The organism is Thioalkalivibrio sp. ALJ1, assembly GCF_000745395.1.
GTDB lineage: Bacteria > Pseudomonadota > Gammaproteobacteria > Ectothiorhodospirales > Ectothiorhodospiraceae > Thioalkalivibrio.
In genome coordinates this window covers 1,535,722-1,552,385 of the sequence record NZ_KN050684.1, presented here as the reverse complement: position 1 = coordinate 1,552,385, position 16,664 = coordinate 1,535,722, and the positions used below count along the sequence as shown (strand labels likewise).

General features: G+C 62.5%; 13 protein-coding genes and 4 tRNA genes. 1 reads left to right on the top strand and 16 read right to left on the bottom strand.

Translation table 11 applies throughout. From position 1 onward, the window contains the following. Positions 1–3: 3 nt before the first annotated feature. The gene (locus tag F462_RS09710; RefSeq protein ID WP_038053687.1) at positions 4–1,863 is read right to left on the bottom strand and encodes a peptide-binding protein; all 1,860 of its coding nucleotides are present in this window, start codon (positions 1,861–1,863) and stop codon (positions 4–6) included. 253 nt (positions 1,864–2,116) lie between these two features. Here F462_RS09710 and F462_RS09705 point away from each other — a divergent pair, with 253 nt between their 5' ends. Further along, positions 2,117–2,917, top strand: a complete 801-nt coding sequence (locus tag F462_RS09705) for an enoyl-ACP reductase FabI (RefSeq protein ID WP_018140619.1) — start codon at positions 2,117–2,119, stop codon at positions 2,915–2,917. A 193-nt stretch (positions 2,918–3,110) separates the two neighbouring features. Here the strand turns inward: F462_RS09705 and F462_RS09700 are convergent, their stop codons facing one another. The 15 genes from F462_RS09700 to pal all read right to left on the bottom strand — a co-directional run bounded on the left by F462_RS09700 (position 3,111) and on the right by pal (position 16,653). Continuing rightward, complete coding sequence (locus tag F462_RS09700; protein ID WP_038053685.1) at positions 3,111–5,000, bottom strand: SurA N-terminal domain-containing protein; 1,890 nt, start codon at positions 4,998–5,000, stop codon at positions 3,111–3,113. A gap of 350 nt (positions 5,001–5,350) precedes the next feature. Next, a tRNA-Asp gene (locus F462_RS09695) sits at positions 5,351–5,427 on the bottom strand. A gap of 36 nt (positions 5,428–5,463) precedes the next feature. Further along, positions 5,464–5,539 (bottom strand) — tRNA-Val (locus tag F462_RS09690). An 11-nt stretch (positions 5,540–5,550) separates the two neighbouring features. Next, positions 5,551–5,823 carry an HU family DNA-binding protein gene (locus F462_RS09685; protein ID WP_017940837.1) on the bottom strand — a complete coding sequence of 91 codons (273 nt, stop codon included), beginning with the start codon at positions 5,821–5,823 and terminating at the stop codon, positions 5,551–5,553. 261 nt (positions 5,824–6,084) lie between these two features. Then, complete coding sequence (lon, locus tag F462_RS09680; RefSeq protein ID WP_038053682.1) at positions 6,085–8,550, bottom strand: endopeptidase La; 2,466 nt, start codon at positions 8,548–8,550, stop codon at positions 6,085–6,087. An 81-nt stretch (positions 8,551–8,631) separates the two neighbouring features. Further along, a complete protein-coding gene (gene clpX, locus F462_RS09675; protein ID WP_018140616.1) occupies positions 8,632–9,912 on the bottom strand; it encodes an ATP-dependent Clp protease ATP-binding subunit ClpX in 1,281 nt (426 codons plus the stop codon). A 140-nt stretch (positions 9,913–10,052) separates the two neighbouring features. Further along, the gene (clpP, locus tag F462_RS09670; RefSeq protein WP_038053679.1) at positions 10,053–10,694 is read right to left on the bottom strand and encodes an ATP-dependent Clp endopeptidase proteolytic subunit ClpP; all 642 of its coding nucleotides are present in this window, start codon (positions 10,692–10,694) and stop codon (positions 10,053–10,055) included. Continuing rightward, positions 10,691–11,998 (bottom strand): trigger factor, encoded by a 1,308-nt coding sequence (gene tig / locus F462_RS09665; RefSeq protein WP_018140614.1) that lies wholly within the window; start codon positions 11,996–11,998, stop codon positions 10,691–10,693. Before tig ends, clpP begins: the two co-directional genes overlap by 4 nt. A gap of 93 nt (positions 11,999–12,091) precedes the next feature. Continuing rightward, positions 12,092–12,178: transfer RNA gene (locus tag F462_RS09660), tRNA-Leu, on the bottom strand. A 103-nt stretch (positions 12,179–12,281) separates the two neighbouring features. Beyond that, positions 12,282–12,357 (bottom strand) — tRNA-Lys (locus tag F462_RS09655). A gap of 94 nt (positions 12,358–12,451) precedes the next feature. Next, positions 12,452–13,723, bottom strand: coding sequence for a YeeE/YedE family protein (locus tag F462_RS09650; protein WP_018140613.1), 1,272 nt, complete (start codon positions 13,721–13,723; stop codon positions 12,452–12,454). Between the two features lie 138 nt (positions 13,724–13,861). Further along, a complete protein-coding gene (gene queC, locus F462_RS09645) occupies positions 13,862–14,548 on the bottom strand; it encodes a 7-cyano-7-deazaguanine synthase QueC (RefSeq protein WP_018140612.1) in 687 nt (228 codons plus the stop codon). A 1-nt stretch (position 14,549) separates the two neighbouring features. Then, positions 14,550–15,245, bottom strand: coding sequence for a 7-carboxy-7-deazaguanine synthase QueE (gene queE, locus F462_RS09640; protein ID WP_038053676.1), 696 nt, complete (start codon positions 15,243–15,245; stop codon positions 14,550–14,552). Further along, the gene (gene ybgF / locus F462_RS09635) at positions 15,242–15,964 is read right to left on the bottom strand and encodes a tol-pal system protein YbgF (protein ID WP_051918138.1); all 723 of its coding nucleotides are present in this window, start codon (positions 15,962–15,964) and stop codon (positions 15,242–15,244) included. The genes queE and ybgF overlap by 4 nt, the downstream gene beginning before the upstream one ends. Positions 15,965–16,089: 125 nt before the next feature. Then, positions 16,090–16,653 carry a peptidoglycan-associated lipoprotein Pal gene (gene pal / locus F462_RS09630; protein WP_018140609.1) on the bottom strand — a complete coding sequence of 188 codons (564 nt, stop codon included), beginning with the start codon at positions 16,651–16,653 and terminating at the stop codon, positions 16,090–16,092. Between the last annotated feature and the right edge of the window lie 11 nt (positions 16,654–16,664).

Here is a 16,664-nt window from a genome sequence, read left to right as displayed (position 1 = left end):
CGGCTACTGCCCGTGGCGCTGTTGTTCGAACGGCACGTAGACCTCCAGCGGCACGAACCCGAGGTTCAGGCCCAGCGCCGTCTGCTCCAGGTTCTGGATTCGGCGGTCGATGAAGGCCAGGGTCTGGCGCCGCATCAGGAAGGTATACGGCTGGTCCTCGTGCAGGATGCGTTCGGCCTCGCGCCAGTGCTCCATGCGCTCGGCCTCGTCCACCTCGCCGCGTGCGGCCTCGATCACCGCATCCATCTCCGGATTTTCGTAGTGGATGAAATTGTCTCCACCGGAGACGGTCTGGCTGGAATGGAACATCTGGTAGATATCCACCTCCACACCACTGGTCCAACCGAGCGTAATGGCATCGAAGTCCTGGCGACTTAGATTCTCCAGCATCACCGACCACTCGGTCGGCGTCGGCTTCATCTCGACCCCGGCGCGGGCATACAGATCACGCAGGAACAGCGCGATACGACGGGTGTCCTCGTTGTCCTGGAAATACACCAGTTCGAAGGAGAACGGTTCACCTTCCTCGTTGACCAGCACGCCATCGCGGTTCTTCTCCTCGTAGCCGGCCTCGGCCAACAGTTCGAGTGCCCGCTCGACGTTGTACGGAATCGGCTCCAGGTCTGGATTGTGCTGATCGCTGCGTGGGCTGAACGGGCTGATCGCACGTTCCGCGTAGCCCAGCATCACCTCTTCGATCAGGCGGTCGACATCGGTCAGATGGCTCATCGCCTTACGCACGCGTGGATCGGCGAAGCGGGTCGGCTCGCTCCCGCGCCGTTGGTTCCAGGCGATGTAGGAATACCCCGCGGTCGGACTCATGTACTCGTGGGTATCGGCCCGTTCGCGCAAAGCCTCGTCGTCGCGCAGCCGGGCGTACTCACGCGGACGGGCACCGTAGACGTCGATGTCCCGGTTGCGGAACGTGGTCAGACGCGCAGAATCGTTCTGGATCACCCGCCAGACCAGACGGTCGAACGACGGCTCCACCGGGCCCCAATAACGCGGATTGCGTTCCAGCTCGATGCGACCGGCGTCCGGGGTCCAACCGGTCGGGTCCTCCAGGCGGTAGGGCCCGGAACCAAGCAGGATTCCCCGCGATTCGTTGAAGTTCTCTGGCTCGTCCAGATAGCGCTCGTAGAAGTGCTTCGGCAACACACCCAGCCCGCCGGCCACCCGCATCGCATCGAAATACGGCTCCTCGAAAATGAACCGAACCGTGCGTTCGTCGAGCGCCTCCACGACCTCGACCTTCTCCAGAAACGCCCGCGCCCGCGGCACTGCAATGGCATCGACCATCAAAAAATCAAAGGTGAACTGCACATCCTCGGCGGTTAGCGGCTCGCCGTCGGAGAACTGGAGCCCCGGGCGCAGACGAAAGGTCAGCTCGGTCCCGCTGTCGTCGAATTCCCAGGACTCGGCGAGCAGACCCTGCCACTCCAGCGACTGTGGATCGCGCTGCACAAGGGATTCCAGCACGTAGTTCTGTACCTCGGAGGCATAGGCATCCGAAGAGACATAGGGCGTGATGGTCGCCAGCCCGGTGCCGAAGGCCTGGACCAGCCAGTCGCCCTCGGCATAGTCCTCGGTCCCCGCGGCTTCGGCGGCACGGCGGAAGGCCGAGGGGACCTCGTCCACCCGCGGCGCGCGCTCCGCATCCATCCCGGCAAAACGGCCGGACGCCAGGTCGGATTCCAGCCCCTGAAGGCTACGCCGCAAGGCCCGAAGGTCTCGGGCCTGTTCGGTCATGACGTTCTGCATGGAGGCCATGCGCTGCCACTGGCGGTCGATCTGAACCATTACCAGCAACAAAAGGATGCCCAGCACGATCAGGGTGGCGATCCAACCGAAATGACGATTCACAAGGCCTCCGAATTGCAGCGGTGGCGCGCCGTCGCCCCCGATTTCGGGACGCCGGGCGGGTGGTCGCGCGGACCGTAAGTGTTCGCACTATAGCAAGCCATTCCCTTCGACTCATTGGGTGGTGGCCGCACTTGCGGCACATCGGTATGATCCCGAAGACAGTCGCGCCCGACCACGGTTCCACAAACCGTCGGGCGCCGTCGAGACCGCCCGCCCGGGTGCGTCGGCACGGACCTGAGCCAAGGAGTTTCACATGGGTTTTCTGAAGGGCAAGCGCGCGTTGATTGTCGGCGTTGCCAGCAACCGCTCCATCGCCTACGGCATTGCCGCGGCCATGCATCGCGAAGGCGCCGAACTCGCCTTCACCTACCAGAACGAACGCCTGCGCGACCGCGTCGAAAAACTGGTTGCCGATTTTGATTCCGACATCCTGGTGCCCTGTAACGTCGAGGATGACCGCGAGATCGAGCAAGTGTTCGAACACCTGGACAACTACTGGGACGGGGTCGACATCCTCGTGCACTCGGTCGCCTTTGCCCCCAAGGAGCAGCTTGAGGGCGACTTTCTGGACAACATGACTCGCGAGGGCTTTCGCATTGCCCACGACGTCAGCTCCTACAGCCTGGCGGCCCTGGCCAAAGCCGGGCGCGGGATGATGAAGGACCGTGACGCCTCCATCCTGACGCTTAGCTACCTGGGTGCCGAACGCTCCATGCCCAACTACAACGTCATGGGTCTGGCCAAGGCCAGCCTCGAGGCCAACGTGCGTTACCTGGCCAGTACCCTGGGACCGGAAACCACGCGCGTAAACGCCATCTCTGCCGGTCCGATCCGCACCCTGGCGGCCGCCGGTATCGGCGACTTCCGCCGCATCCTGGACCACGTCGAGGCCAATGCCCCACTGCGGCGCAACGTGACCACCGAACAGGTTGGCAACGCCGGGGCCTTCCTTTGTTCCGATCTTGCCTCCGGGATCACCGGCGAGATCATGTACGTCGACTCGGGCTACAGCACGGTGGGACTGGGCGCGGCCGAGATCGGCCTCGAGAAGTAGTTCGCCGGCTAGCTGCCTCGCCCTCGCCCCACCCGTCAGGGGCAGGCACAGAAAAGCCCGGCCCGCGAAAGCGGAGCCGGGCTTTTCTGTCAGCGGACTTTGAGCCTCTCTCGACAATCAAACACGTTCGGCATTACCGACCGCCATACAAGAGCGCTTCGCCACGGCATGCAGCGGCCCTTGACCTCGTCCCTTAGTCGAGTGCTTCGGGGAAGCGCTTGATATCCGCCTGCTCCTCCAGCCAAGCCAGATAGGCCCGGAATTCGGCGCTGCCATAGGCATTGCCCATCTGATCCCGCGCCTGCTGGCGTGCGGCGCCGTCCGCCACGTCCTCACCCATGCGGACCGCCTCAAGAACCGTTACGGCAAAGTCACCGTCCCCGATCCGCGTCCCGGCGATCTCAACCGACCCCTCGCCTGGAGCCGGCATACGGAACAGGTAGTCCTGCAAGCCGGTTGGTAAGTCCGTAGCGCTCTCGCGAGTCACATCCACCGACCGGCTCCACTCGTCATTTTCGTCGGCCTCCGTGGTCCAATCCTCGGCCTCGCGCAGACGCTCAATCAGGGCCTCACCCTCGGCCTGCGCTGCATCGGCGGCGGCCTGGCGCTGCAGGCGCTCGCGGATTTCGTCCTCGACATCGGCCAGATCCCTCACCTCGGAAGGCTCGTGGGACTCGATGCGCAGGATCACTGTAGAGCCATCCTGCAGGTCGATTGCCTCACTGTTGTTGCCATCCTCCAGCACCCGAGGGTCGAAGGCCGCATCGCGGATAGACCGATGACGCGCGATGTCGTCACCGGAACCACGGGAGAACCAATCGCTCGTCTGGATCTCGAGTCCCGTCGCATCGGCAGCCGGCTCCAGGCTGTCGGAGAATTCGGCCGCCAGAGACATAAGGTCGTCCAGGGCATCGATCTGCATTTGTTCGGCGGTACGATCACGCAGATCCTGCTCCACGTCGTCGCGGACGTCCTCGAACGGTTGCGGCTGCGCCTCCTGGATCGAGGTGACCTCAAGGATGTACCAGCCACGATCGGTGCGCACCGGCTGACTGATCAGCCCCTCCGGAAGGGTGAAGATCACCGTCTCCAGGGTGGAGTCCAGATCGCCGCGCGCCACCTCGCCCATACGCCCACCACGATCGGCGGTCAGACTGTCCTCGGAGTATTCCTCGGCCAGCTCGGCGAAGTCTTCGCCCGATTCCAGGCGCTCGCGCAGCTCACGGATCTTGGCCTCGCCATCCTCGCCAGTCTCTTGAATACGGATCAGCTGGACATCGCGCACCTCTGGCTCTTCGTAGCGGCTGCGGTTGACGCGGTAATGCTCGCGGATCTCGTCCTCCGTCACATCGACCCCCGCTTCCAAGCCTTCCGGATCCAGGCGCAGGTAGCTCACGCGGACCCGCTCGGTGGTAGTGAACTCGTCGGGATTCGCCTCGTAGTACTCCCGAATCGCCTCGTCATCGACGACGTCGGGACGGTCGAAATCGTCGGCCTGAAAGACGCGCCAGCTCGCCACGCGCGTCTGGTTGCGCAGGCGGCTGTAATCTTCCACCAGGGCTTCCGGGACCACACCTGTGGCCTGGATACCGCGCTGAATTTGAGACATCACGATGCTGCGCGCGATGTCCTGCTCGAAATCCGCCGGGCTGATGCGCTGGGCATTGAGCAGCTGGCTGTAACGCTCGCGGCTGAATCGGCCCTGTTCCTGAAACACCTGCATGCCCCTAATCTCGCGCAGGACACTGTCACCTGAAGCCTTGAAGCCTGCCGAATCGGCCGCCTGACGCAGAAGCTCTTGTCGGATCAACGTCTCCAGGGCCTGCAGCCGAATGCCTTGCTCATCCAGCAAGTCATCGGGGATCTCGCCACCGAACATGCGTGCCATTTCATTGCGCTGGGTGCGCGCTTCCTGGTGCACATCACGGACGGCGATGTCCGTACCGTTCACCTCGGCTGCCACCAGGGGACCGGCGCCGCCGAAGTATTCCCCCAAGCCCCACAGAGCAAAGGGAATGGTAATCAGGCCGATGATCACATAGGCGAGCCAGCCGCTCGCCCGGTCACGAATCGCTTGTAGCATGTTGGTCTCTGCTCGCTCCGCAGTCGGGAGGAAATCGGGAATCAGCCGCCGATGGTAGCAGGCACGCTTGCGTACGTCTGCGCTTGCGGGTTCTCCACCAAGCACACGACACCCCGACGAAGGGCAAGGCCGATTCACAGGAAGATAGGAAGACGGGAAGATTCTCGTTGTCGAGAGCGGGCTTTGCGGAGACCTCCAGTCCGACCGACTGCGCGAACTCAGTCGCGCCCCCCTTCAAAACCCTTCCTGTCTTCCCATCTTCCTGTGAATGCTTTTGCGCCCCCAGCTACTCCGCGTCTTCGGGTGGCCAAAAAAGAAAAAGGCGCCGCAAGGGCGCCTTTTTCAGATGATGGCGGAGCGGACGGGACTCGAACCCGCGACCCCCGGCGTGACAGGCCGGTATTCTAACCAGCTGAACTACCGCTCCGTATTCTTTCAGCGCAACCAGGGTCCGGGCTGCACTTGGTGGGTGCTGACGGGTTCGAACCGCCGACATTCGCCGTGTAAAGGCGACGCTCTGCCAACTGAGCTAAGCACCCAATAAAGCGCGTTAGTTTACGCGATCCTTAAGGGCTTTACCAGCCTTGAAAGAAGGCGTTTTCGAAGCGGCGATCTGGATGGTCTGACCGGTACGGGGGTTACGGCCGGTGCGGGCTTCGCGTTCGCGCACCAGGAAGGTACCAAAGCCCACCAGGGAGACCTGGTCACCTTTGGCGAGGGTATCACCCACGACACTCACCATGGCATCCACGATCCGGCCGGCCTGGGCCTTCGGGACATCGGCTTCTGCGGCGATCGCGTCGATCAATTCGGATTTATTCATGAAGCGCTTCCTTATCTCAGTGGTGACTCAGGCTTTCTGCCGGATGGGAGGTAGCTTACACCAGGCGGGACCCTTTTCTCCATGGTCCCGCGACTGCCCTGCGGCACGAAATCAGATGATGCGGTTGGGGTTATAGCAAGCCGCCGGAAAAGGAGTCAAACACCCCGGCGGTCGGGGCCCCGGACCAGGGTGACTGCGGGCATAAAAAAACCGCGGGCTCCGGTTCAGTCGCGCCCGCGGTTTGTGCCCGATTACAGGGGCTTAGTGGTGGCGAACCCGTCGGCGACCGGATTCCTTGGCCGGCTTGACCACTTCCTCAACCTTTTCCGGGGTATCGGTCGTTTTGCCCTCCGGCATGTGTGTCAGCGCCACCTCAAGAACCTCGTCAATCCAGCGTACCGGACGGATATCGAGTTTCTGCTTGATGTTCTTCGGGATGTCGACGAGGTCCTTTTCGTTCTCCTCGGGGATCAGCACCGTACGGATACCCCCTCGGTGGGCCGCCAGAAGCTTCTCCTTAAGCCCACCGATCGGCAGGACCTGACCACGCAGGGTAATCTCGCCGGTCATCGCAACATCCGCACGTACCGGAATCCCGGTCAGCGCCGAGACGATCGCGGTGCACATGCCGATACCGGCAGACGGACCATCCTTGGGCGTCGCGCCCTCCGGCACGTGGATGTGCAAGTCCTTCTTCTCGTGGAAATTCTCTTCCAGGCCCAGGGCCTCGGCCCGCGACCGCACGACCGTCAGAGCGGCATGGATGGATTCCTGCATCACGTCACCCAGCTTCCCGGTTTGCTGGGTCTTGCCCTTGCCAGGAACCACGCTGGCCTCAATGGTCAGCAGCTCGCCACCCACCTCGGTCCATGCCAGTCCAGTCACCTGGCCAATCTGATCGTTCTCTTCGGCCAAACCGAAGCGGAAACGACGCACTCCCAGGTACTTCTCCAACGTCTTCGGCGTCACCGAGGTCGTACGCGCACGCTCCTTCTCGCTCGCCAGGAGGCGCTGCTTGGCCACCTTACGGCAGACCTTGGCAATCTCGCGCTCTAGCGAGCGTACGCCCGCCTCGCGGGTGTAATAACGCACCATGTCACGCACAGCGGCATCCGAGATGCTGATCTCCTCGGCTTTCAGGCCATTGGCCTTGATCTGCTTCGAGAGCAGGTAGTTGTGCGCGATGTTGACCTTTTCGTCCTCGGTATACCCGGACAGGCGGATGACCTCCATCCGATCCAGCAGCGGACCGGGGATGTGCATGCTGTTGGCCGTGGCCACGAACATCACATCGGACAGGTCAAAATCGACTTCCAGGTAGTGATCGCTGAAGGTGTGGTTCTGCTCCGGATCAAGCACCTCGAGCATGGCCGAGGCCGGATCGCCACGGAAATCCATTGCCATTTTGTCGATCTCGTCAAGCAAAAACAGCGGATTGCGCACCCCGACTTTGGCCAGGTTCTGGATGATCTTGCCAGGGAGCGAGCCGATATAGGTGCGCCGGTGGCCGCGGATTTCGGCCTCGTCGCGCACCCCGCCCAGGGCCATGCGCATAAACTTCCGATTGGTCGCACGGGCAATGGACTGGCCCAGCGAGGTCTTGCCGACGCCTGGGGGCCCCACCAGGCACAGGATCGGCCCCTTCAGCTTGCGCACACGGGACTGGACGGCGAGGTATTCGAGGATGCGCTCCTTCACCTCCTCCAGGCCGTAGTGGTCCTCGTTGAGGATCTTCTCGGCGCGCGCCAGGTCCTTGCTGACCCGGGTCTTCTTCTTCCACGGGACATTGACCAGCCAGTCGATGTAGCTGCGTACGACGGTGGCCTCGGCCGACATCGGCGACATCATCTTGAGCTTGTTCAACTCGGCGGTGGCCTTCTTCTTGGCCTCCTCCGGCATCCCGGCCTTCTCGATCTTCTCGGCCAGGTCTTCCTGCTCGTTGGGCGTGTCTTCCATGTCGCCCAGCTCTTTCTGAATGGCTTTCATCTGCTCATTCAGGTAGTACTCGCGCTGGGACTTCTCCATCTGCTGTTTTACGCGGCCGCGGATCTTCTTCTCGATCTGCAGCACGTCCATCTCGCCCTCGATCTTGCCAACCAGGTGCTCCAGACGCTCGCGCACGTTCGCGATCTCGAGGACCTGCTGTTTCTCCTCGAGCTTCAGCGACATGTGGGCGGCGATGGTGTCGGCCAGGCGCGAGGTATCGTCGATCCCGGCCAGCGAGGTGAGGATCTCCGGCGGGACCTTCTTGTTCAGCTTGATGTACTGCTCGAACTGATTCAGCGCGGAGCGGCCGAGGACTTCCAGCTCCTTGTCCTCGGTGTCGTATTCCTCGTCGATCAGGCGGATATCGGAGACGAAGTAGTCTTCCTCCTTCTCCGTGTCACCGGTCGTGGAGACGTCCATCACGCGGGCGCGCTGGGCCCCCTCGACCAGCACCTTGATGGTGCCGTCGGGCAAGCGCAGCAATTGCAGGATATTGCCGAGGGTACCGATCTCGTGCAGGTCTTCGGCCTCGGGCTCGTCCACCTCGGCGCTTTTCTGCGCAACCAGCAGGACCTGCTTGTTCTCCGCCATGGCCGAATCCAGCGCTCGGATCGACTTCTCGCGACCCACGAACAGCGGGATCACCATGTGCGGATACACCACGACGTCGCGCAGCGGCAGGACCGCTACACGCTTGACGGGGGAATCCACCTCGTTCTGGGAGGAATGGGTATCGGTCATGTGGCCCCCTCAGGGCTGGACGAATGTACAAAGGAAGTGGGGGCGACGGCGCCCATTTCAAGGGCGCCGCAACACTTCCGGTCAGGAATCCGCAGAGGCCTGCTTCTTGGCAAACGACTCGTTTTCGTAGACCAGATAGGGCTCCGCGTCGCCGCGAATTACTGCTTCGTCGATCACCACCTTGCTGACGCCCTCCATGGACGGCAGCTCGTACATGGTATCGAGCAGGATGTTCTCCATGATGGTGCGCAGGCCGCGCGCTCCGGTCTTGCGCTCCATCGCCTTGTGGGCGATGGCGGCCAGGGCATCGTCGCGGAACTCGAGCTCCACACCTTCCATGTCAAACAGGCGGGCATATTGCTTCACCAGCGCGTTCTTCGGCTGGGTCAGGATCGTGATCAGAGCGTCCTCATCCAGCTCGTCGAGCGTCGCCTGTACCGGCAGGCGCCCCACGAACTCGGGGATCAGCCCGTAACGCACCAGGTCATCGGCCTCCAGCTGCTTGAACCACTGGCCACCGGATTTGGCCGCCTCGGTGGTCCGCAGCTCGGCACCGAAGCCGATACCGCCTTTCTCGGCCCGCTGCTGAATCACCTTTTCCAGTCCGGAGAACGCCCCGCCACAGATGAACAGGATGTTGCTGGTGTCCACCTGCAGGAACTCCTGCTGCGGATGCTTGCGGCCACCCTGCGGCGGCACCGAAGCGGTGGTGCCCTCGATCAGCTTGAGGAGCGCCTGCTGCACACCCTCACCCGAGACATCACGGGTAATGGACGGGTTGTCCGACTTACGCGAGACCTTGTCGATCTCGTCGATGTAGACAATGCCATTTTCGGCCTTCTCTACGTCGTAATCGCACTTCTGCAACAGCTTCTGGATGATGTTTTCCACATCTTCGCCCACGTAACCGGCTTCAGTGAGCGTGGTCGCGTCGGCGATGGTAAACGGCACGTTGAGCACGCGCGCCAGGGTCTCGGCCAGGAGCGTCTTGCCGGAACCGGTCGGGCCGATCAGCATGATGTTCGACTTGGACAGCTCGACATCGTCCTTGCCGGCCTTGGCCTGCAGGCGCTTGTAGTGGTTGTACACCGCCACGGAAAGGATCTTCTTGGCGGAATTCTGCCCAATCACGTAGTCATCGAGGATCGCCCGGATCTCGTGCGGGGTCGGCAGGGAATCCCGTTCGGTGTGCCCGGCCTCCTGCATCTCCTCGCGGATGATGTCGTTGCACAGCTCGACGCACTCGTCGCAGATGAATACGGATGGCCCGGCGATCAGCTTGCGCACCTCGTGCTGACTCTTTCCGCAGAAAGAACAGTAAAGGAGTTTGCCGTCGGCGGAGGGGGTGGTTTCGTCGCTCATCCGTTTGCCTCGGTTGCGATTTCAGTGTTCCTCAAAACATGCCCCGTTTGCCGAATAGTTGCAAACGAGCCATCCCGGAGTCCGGTATTGAGGCCTCACCCCGAGCGATTGCCCGGGGCGTGGTTGCGGCAGTGGAGCGATCAGGTATCCGCGGAGCTACGGTGGGTCAGCACGTGGTCGACCAGGCCGTATTCCTTTGCATCGGTCGCGGTCAGGAAGCGGTCGCGGTCGGTGTCCTGCTCGATCTTCTCGATCGGCTGGCCTGTGTGATGGGCCAGCACCCGATTCAGCTCGTCGCGAATCTTCAGGATCTCGCGCGCGTGGATATCGATATCCGATGCCTGCCCCTGGAAACCGCCCAGCGGCTGGTGAATCATCACTCGCGAGTGCGGCAGGGTGTGGCGCTTGCCCGGGGCGCCGCCCGCCAGGAGCACCGCACCCATGCTGGCAGCCTGGCCTACGCACAGGGTGCTGACTTCAGGCTTGATGAACTGCATGGTGTCGTAGATCGCCATGCCGGCGGTGACCGCGCCACCCGGAGAATTGATATACAGGCTGATCTCCTTGTCCGGGTTCTCGGACTCGAGGAACAGCAGCTGGGCCACGATCACGTTGGCCATGTAATCCTCAACCGGGCCCACGCAAAAGATGACCCGGTCCTTCAGCAGCCGGGAATAGATGTCGTAGGCACGTTCGCCGCGGGCAGTCTGTTCGACCACCATCGGCACCAGGTTCAGACCCTGGGCGTGTTGCGCACCCTGATCGGCCATGTCGTGGCTCATTCAGTCGACTCCTTGTTCGGATTCATGATGTCCTGGAAGTTGGTCTTCTTCTCGCTGACCTTGGCCTGTTCGATGACCCAGTCAACGACCTGATCTTCCAGAACCAGTGACTCCAGGTTGCCCTTCGCCTGGGGGTTGGAACGGTAGTAGTTCTTGACCTCTTCCGGGTCTTCGTAGGTAGCCGCCATTTCCTCAAGATCGCGTTCGACCCGCTCGGCATCCACCTCGAAGCCCTTCTGCTCGATGATCGCCCGCAAGGCCAAGCCCAAGCGCACGCGGCGCTGAGCCTCTTCTTCGAAGAGGCTGTCGGGCAGCGGCTGGGTCTGCTGTGCGCCGCCGAAGCGTTTCTCGGCCTCCTCGCGCAGGCGGTTGATCTCGGACTTCACCAATGCGTCCGGCAGATCGAACCCGTGCTTTTCGACCACGGCCTCCAGGACCTGCTGCTTGACCCGACCCTTGAGGGCCTGGCGCAGCTCCCTCTCCATGTTGGACTGCACATCGGCGCGAAGTTTCTCAACCGAGCCATCCTCGATACCAAATTTCTTCGCGAATTCCTCGTCGACCTCCGGCAGCTTGGGCCCTTCAACCTTCTTGATGGTCAGGGCGAACTGCACCGTCTGGCCCTTCAGGTTTTCGGCCGGGTAGTCGTCCGGGAAGGTCACATCAATGGTCGGCTCCTCGCCGGTCTTCACGCCCTTGAGCTGCTTCTCGAAGTCCTCGATCAGGCGACCGGCACCGACTTCAATCTGGAAGTCTTCGGCCTTGCCACCTTCAAACTCTTCGCCATTCAGGCTGCCCACGAAGTCCAGGGTCACACGATCGCCCTTCTTGGCCTTGCGCTTGACGTCTGCCCACTCCTTGTTCTGCTCGCGCAGGGAGTCAATCACGCGATCGATGTCCTCGTCACCCACCTCGGCGACCGGTCGCTCGATCTCGACATCGGCGAAATCGGCCACTTCCACGTCGGGGAACACCTGGAAGCTGGCGGTGAACTCGATGGCGTCGCCGCCTTCGAGATTGGTCGGCTCGATGCTCGGATTGCCGGCCGGCTCCAGCCCTTCCTGCTGCACCGCCTCGCGGTAGCTCTCCTGCAGGACTTCGCTCAACACCTCCTGGTACACGCCGGTGCCGTAACGCTGGCGTACGACCTTCAGCGGGACCTTGCCGGGACGAAAACCGTCCAGCTTGACCCGTTTGGCCAGGGACTTCAGGCGATTGTCGACCTCGGTGTCGATCCGCTCGGAGGGGACCTGGATGGTCATCTTGCGTTCCAGGTTGCCGGTGGCTTCAACAGAAACTTGCATGGAGGGCCTCGTCAGTATTCGGAATATCGGTCATCCCTGCCGATGATCAGGCACCATCCGGTGCCTCGGTTCGGGACCAATTCTTGGGATTCATGGTGCGAAAGGAGAGACTCGAACTCTCACGGGTTTTACCCCACTGGGACCTAAACCCAGCGCGTCTACCAGTTCCGCCACTTTCGCTTCGCTTAAAAGGCGCGCATTTTAGCCTGTTCCGCCCCTGTAAACACAAAAAGCCCGCAAAAGCGGGCCTTCGCGCCGATCTGGACTGCCGACCGGATGAATATGGTGGGTCGTGTAGGATTCGAACCTACGACCAATTGGTTAAAAGCCAACTGCTCTACCAACTGAGCTAACGACCCGGTACTGGCACTACCGAAGACCCGGGGGTGCCGAGCCTTCGGCGCGTAGTGTACGAACCGCCGGGGAAAACGCAAGCGCACCCCCGGCAGCCAATCAGATGGCCTCAAGCTTGCGCAGACCACCCGGCAGCAGCTTCATGTCCACCAGCGAGGTGATCAGCGCCTTGCCGAAGCTGGCCTCCTCTTCGTAGACCATCTTGTAGTACTGGATCTTCATGGTCAGGGCAGAACCGAACACGATGAACGCAAACGTGAGGAAGCCACCCAGGGCCAGCGTGGAGATACCGGTCACGGCCTGCCCAATGGTGCAGCCCAGCGCCAGGATGCCGCCGACACCCATGAGGATCCCACCGAAGAAGTGGTTGACGAAATCGCGGAAGGAGGAGAACCACTCCACCCGGAAGCTACGGGAGACCAGAGCCCAGAAGAACGAACCCAAGATCACACCGGCCAGCGCCATCACACCGAAGTACAGCAGGGTGCGATCGAAGCCACTGGACACGTAGCCCACGCTCTGCCCCATCGGGTTGATAAACGTGAACGACTGGTTGGCCCAGGGAGCGGACAAGGCCGGGCGCTCGCCGTCATCGGCGTCGGAGACAAAGTCCCACTCCTGGATATATTCCTGGGCGCTGTAAACGCCGCCCATGCCATCGTCGACCTGCACGTTGCTGGTCAACCACCAGGCGCCGATCACGACCAGGCCGATCACCAGGCCGCCAAGGACATTGTCGAAGCTGCGGCGGAAGTCCGCGGCCTTGAAGATCAGTGCGAGCAGCAGCACACCGATCACCAGGCCCAGCACCAGGCGGGCGGTGTCCGCGCCGTCACCGGCGATGATCGAGCCCAGATCCTGACCGCCTTCCAGGCGGATGGCCGCGCTGTCCATCCAGCCGAACAGCAACTGGAACAGCGTCTGGCCGGTACCAAACACGGTTTCGCGGCTGGTCAGCCAGAAGGCGATGACCCCGATGATGATCATCACCATCACCGACTTGATATTGCCGCCACCGACACGCACCAGCGTCTTGTTACCGCAGCCGGAGGCATAGGTCATACCAATCCCGAACAGGAAGCCACCGATGACATGGCCCAGCCAGTTCAGGTTTTCACCGCGATAGGGAGGGAAGGAGCCCTCGGCGCTCAGAACCCCAAAGAACTCGAGCAGCGCGACGCCCAACATCGCAGTGGCAATCGCGAGCAGCCAGGAACGCATACGCCCGGTGTCGCCCATGTTGACCCAATCGGACACCGCACCCATGGTGCAGAAGTTGGTCTTGTTTGCGACGGCGCCCATGATAAAGGCGAGAATGAAGGTCCCGCCCAGGAACGCCAAAGCGGCCGTTGAAAAACTGGAGAATTCCATCACGTATCCTCTCGACGAAAGATTTCAGGGCAAGCCTGCACCCATGGGGTGCGCAGCATACATCGGACGCTAGACGAGATCGACCCCGAATTCATTCCGGAATTACCTGGGCCTGTGGCCCCAAGCCTCTGGCAAAATCTATGGTGTGGCGTAGCGGGTTGGATCGGTGACGCCGGCGGCGGCAAATCCCTCGCGGCGGATGCGGCAGCTGTCGCAGCGACCGCAAGCGCGACCCTCCGCGTCGGCCTGATAGCAGCTAATCGTCTGACTATAGTCCACGCCGAGACGCGCGCCGGCCTGGATAATCTCGGCCTTGCTTAAATGCATGAGCGGGGCACGCACCTCCCAGGGCACACCCTCTACGCCGCTTCGGGTTGCCACGCACGCCAGATCACGAAAGGCCTCGATAAAGGCTGGACGGCAATCCGGATACCCGGAATAGTCCACCGCATTGGCCCCCACATAGAGCAGGCGCGCATCCAGCGTCTCGGCCAGCCCCAGGGCCAGCGACAAAAAGACCGTGTTGCGGGCAGGTACGTAGGTGACGGGGATGCCTTCAGTCGGCGTGGTCGGGACATCGATCGCCGGGTCCGTCAGTGCCGACCCACCAATGGCGCTTAGGTCCACCGCGACCACGCGATGGTCCGTCACACCCTGAGCGGCGGCGACACGCCGGGCTGCATCCAGTTCTGAACGATGGCGCTGACCATAATCAATGGACAGGGCGTGGCACTCGAAACCCTCGGCCCGCGCCATTGCCAGACAGGTCGCCGAGTCAAGACCGCCCGAGAGCAGGACCACGGCCTTCTCCGCGGGTACGTGCATCCTAGCGCCCCGGCTGGTCGCCCCAGAGGAGCTTGTGTAGTTGTACCTGAAAGCGGACTGGAAGACGCTCGGCCACGATCCAGTCCGCGAGGCTACGCGGCTCCAGTTCGCCGAATACGGGCGAGAACAGCACCTCCACCTCGGGGTCCAGCCCCAGGCGCACCAGCTCAGTCCGGGCCCATTCGAAATCGTCGCGCCCGGCGAGCACAAACTTCAGCTGGTCGCCAGCCTTCAATCGTGGAAGGTTCGCCTCGCGGTTACGTTCGGCCTCGCCCGAACCGGGCGCTTTCCAATCCATCACCACCGCTACGCGCGGATCGACAGCCGATACGTCCATCGCCCCACTGGTCTCCAGCGAGACCGCAAAACCCGCGTCGCAAAGACCCGCCAACAGGGGAAGATAACCCGGCTGCGCCAAGGGCTCGCCCCCCGTCACGCAGACATGGCGCACCCCAGCGCGCCCGACCCAGTCGAGGATGGAGGTCAGCGGCAAGGCCTCTCCACCCTCGAACGCGTACTCACTGTCGCACCAACGGCAACGTAGTGGGCAACCGGTCAGGCGCACAAACGCAGTGGGCCAGCCGACCTGAGCCGCCTCGCCCTGTAGCGAGACGAACATCTCGGTGATGCGAAGGCGCTGACTGACCGGATCGACCAAGTCAGCGCTGCGGGCGTCCCGCAACGGTGTTTCGCTCATTGGGCCTCGTCGATCCGCCGCAGGCGTTCCCGGGCCAGGCGATCCAGGGTGGTCCCGCCGTAATCGGCGCGCACCGCCTCCAGCGCCTCGCGAGCTTCGTCGAAGTTTTCCAGCTCGTAGTGCGAATAGCCGATCTTTAACAGGGCATCTCCGCTCTTGTCACTTTCAGGGAAGTCCTCGCGCAGGCGCTCGAAGTCTTCCAGCGCGGCGTCGAATTCGCCGCTGGCATACTTCGCCTCAGCCAGCCAGTACCAGGCGTTGGCCGCAAAATTCCCATCCGGGTAATCCTCGATAAAGCGCTCCAGCTTCCGGATGGCGGTGGTGTAGTCACCGGACATCAGGTCGTCAAAGGCATCTTGATAGGCAGCCTGCTCGTCGGCCTCGGGAAGATCCAGCTGAACGACCTGCTCACTCGTGCCGTCATCGGCTACCACGGCCCCGCCCTCGACTGCCGCCACCCGCTCATCGAGATGTCGGAACTGGTCACGCTGGCGTGTACTGAGGCGATTCACCTCGTGGCGGAGCGTCTCCACCTCTCCGCGCATCTCGCGCAGATCGCGGTTGAGGGACTCGGAGACCTGCAACAGCTCATTCATCGCGCTGGAATCCAGGACCCGCTCGATGCGCTCCAGGCGCCGATCCAGCTGGCGGATCTGGGACTGCGTCGCGAACACCGTGTCGTCCTGGGCACCAGCGGGCCCCGGCACCAGCGGCGCCATGGTGACCAGGGCAAACAACGCGAACGCCAGAGCAATCGAGCGCCCCGACCACCGAAACAGAAATGCCCCCGAGGGGGCATTTCCGCAAGACTGTTCAACCACTAAAGGCATCGGACTTCCCGTAATCAGCGCCGGGATTCGTAGACCAGCTCAACCCGGCGATTCTTGGCCCAGGCCTCCTCGTTCTGCTGGAAGGCGACCGGCATCTCTTCACCATAACTGATGACCTCGAGTTGGTCATCCGAAGCGCCATTAAGGTTCAGCACCCGGCGTACCGACTGTGCGCGCCGCTCACCCAGCGCCAGGTTGTACTCGCGCGTGCCGCGCTCGTCGGTATGCCCTTCCAGACGCATCCGCGCACCCGGGTTCTGCGACAGATAGGCCGCGTGCGCCTCCAGCATCGGCATATGCTCGGACTTCACCTCATCGCGGTCGAAGTCGAAGTACACCATACGCTCAGCCAGCGGGCTGTCGGGATCGTCCAAAGCGGCCGCGTCAAACTCTCGATCGCGGCCAAGACCGCGAGCCTCGGCCGCTTCGCGCTCGGCACGTTCGGCGCGCTCTTGCTCGGCAGCCGCTTCACGCTCGGCTTCACGCTCGGCGTCTTCGGCATCACGGGTCGGGGTGGCACAAGCCGACAGGGCGGCCACCAAAACGGCTGCAAGGGTCAGGCGAAAAACGTTATTCATGGCTTTCGTTT

Excerpts from the sequence above, each read along its gene's own strand:
- F462_RS09685 (WP_017940837.1), bottom strand. The coding sequence starts at position 5,823 with ATGAATAAATCCGAATTGATCGACGCGATCGCCGCAGAAGCCGATGTC.
- pal (WP_018140609.1), bottom strand. The coding sequence starts at position 16,653 with ATGAATAACGTTTTTCGCCTGACCCTTGCAGCCGTTTTGGTGGCCGCC.
- F462_RS09705 (WP_018140619.1), top strand. The coding sequence starts at position 2,117 with ATGGGTTTTCTGAAGGGCAAGCGCGCGTTGATTGTCGGCGTTGCCAGC.
- queC (WP_018140612.1), bottom strand. The coding sequence starts at position 14,548 with ATGCACGTACCCGCGGAGAAGGCCGTGGTCCTGCTCTCGGGCGGTCTT.
- F462_RS09700 (WP_038053685.1), bottom strand. The coding sequence starts at position 5,000 with ATGCTACAAGCGATTCGTGACCGGGCGAGCGGCTGGCTCGCCTATGTG.
- ybgF (WP_051918138.1), bottom strand. The coding sequence starts at position 15,964 with ATGGCGCCGCTGGTGCCGGGGCCCGCTGGTGCCCAGGACGACACGGTG.
- lon (WP_038053682.1), bottom strand. The coding sequence starts at position 8,550 with ATGACCGATACCCATTCCTCCCAGAACGAGGTGGATTCCCCCGTCAAG.
- queE (WP_038053676.1), bottom strand. The coding sequence starts at position 15,245 with ATGAGCGAAACACCGTTGCGGGACGCCCGCAGCGCTGACTTGGTCGAT.
- clpX (WP_018140616.1), bottom strand. The coding sequence starts at position 9,912 with ATGAGCGACGAAACCACCCCCTCCGCCGACGGCAAACTCCTTTACTGT.
- clpP (WP_038053679.1), bottom strand. The coding sequence starts at position 10,694 with ATGAGCCACGACATGGCCGATCAGGGTGCGCAACACGCCCAGGGTCTG.
- F462_RS09650 (WP_018140613.1), bottom strand. The coding sequence starts at position 13,723 with ATGGAATTCTCCAGTTTTTCAACGGCCGCTTTGGCGTTCCTGGGCGGG.
- tig (WP_018140614.1), bottom strand. The coding sequence starts at position 11,998 with ATGCAAGTTTCTGTTGAAGCCACCGGCAACCTGGAACGCAAGATGACC.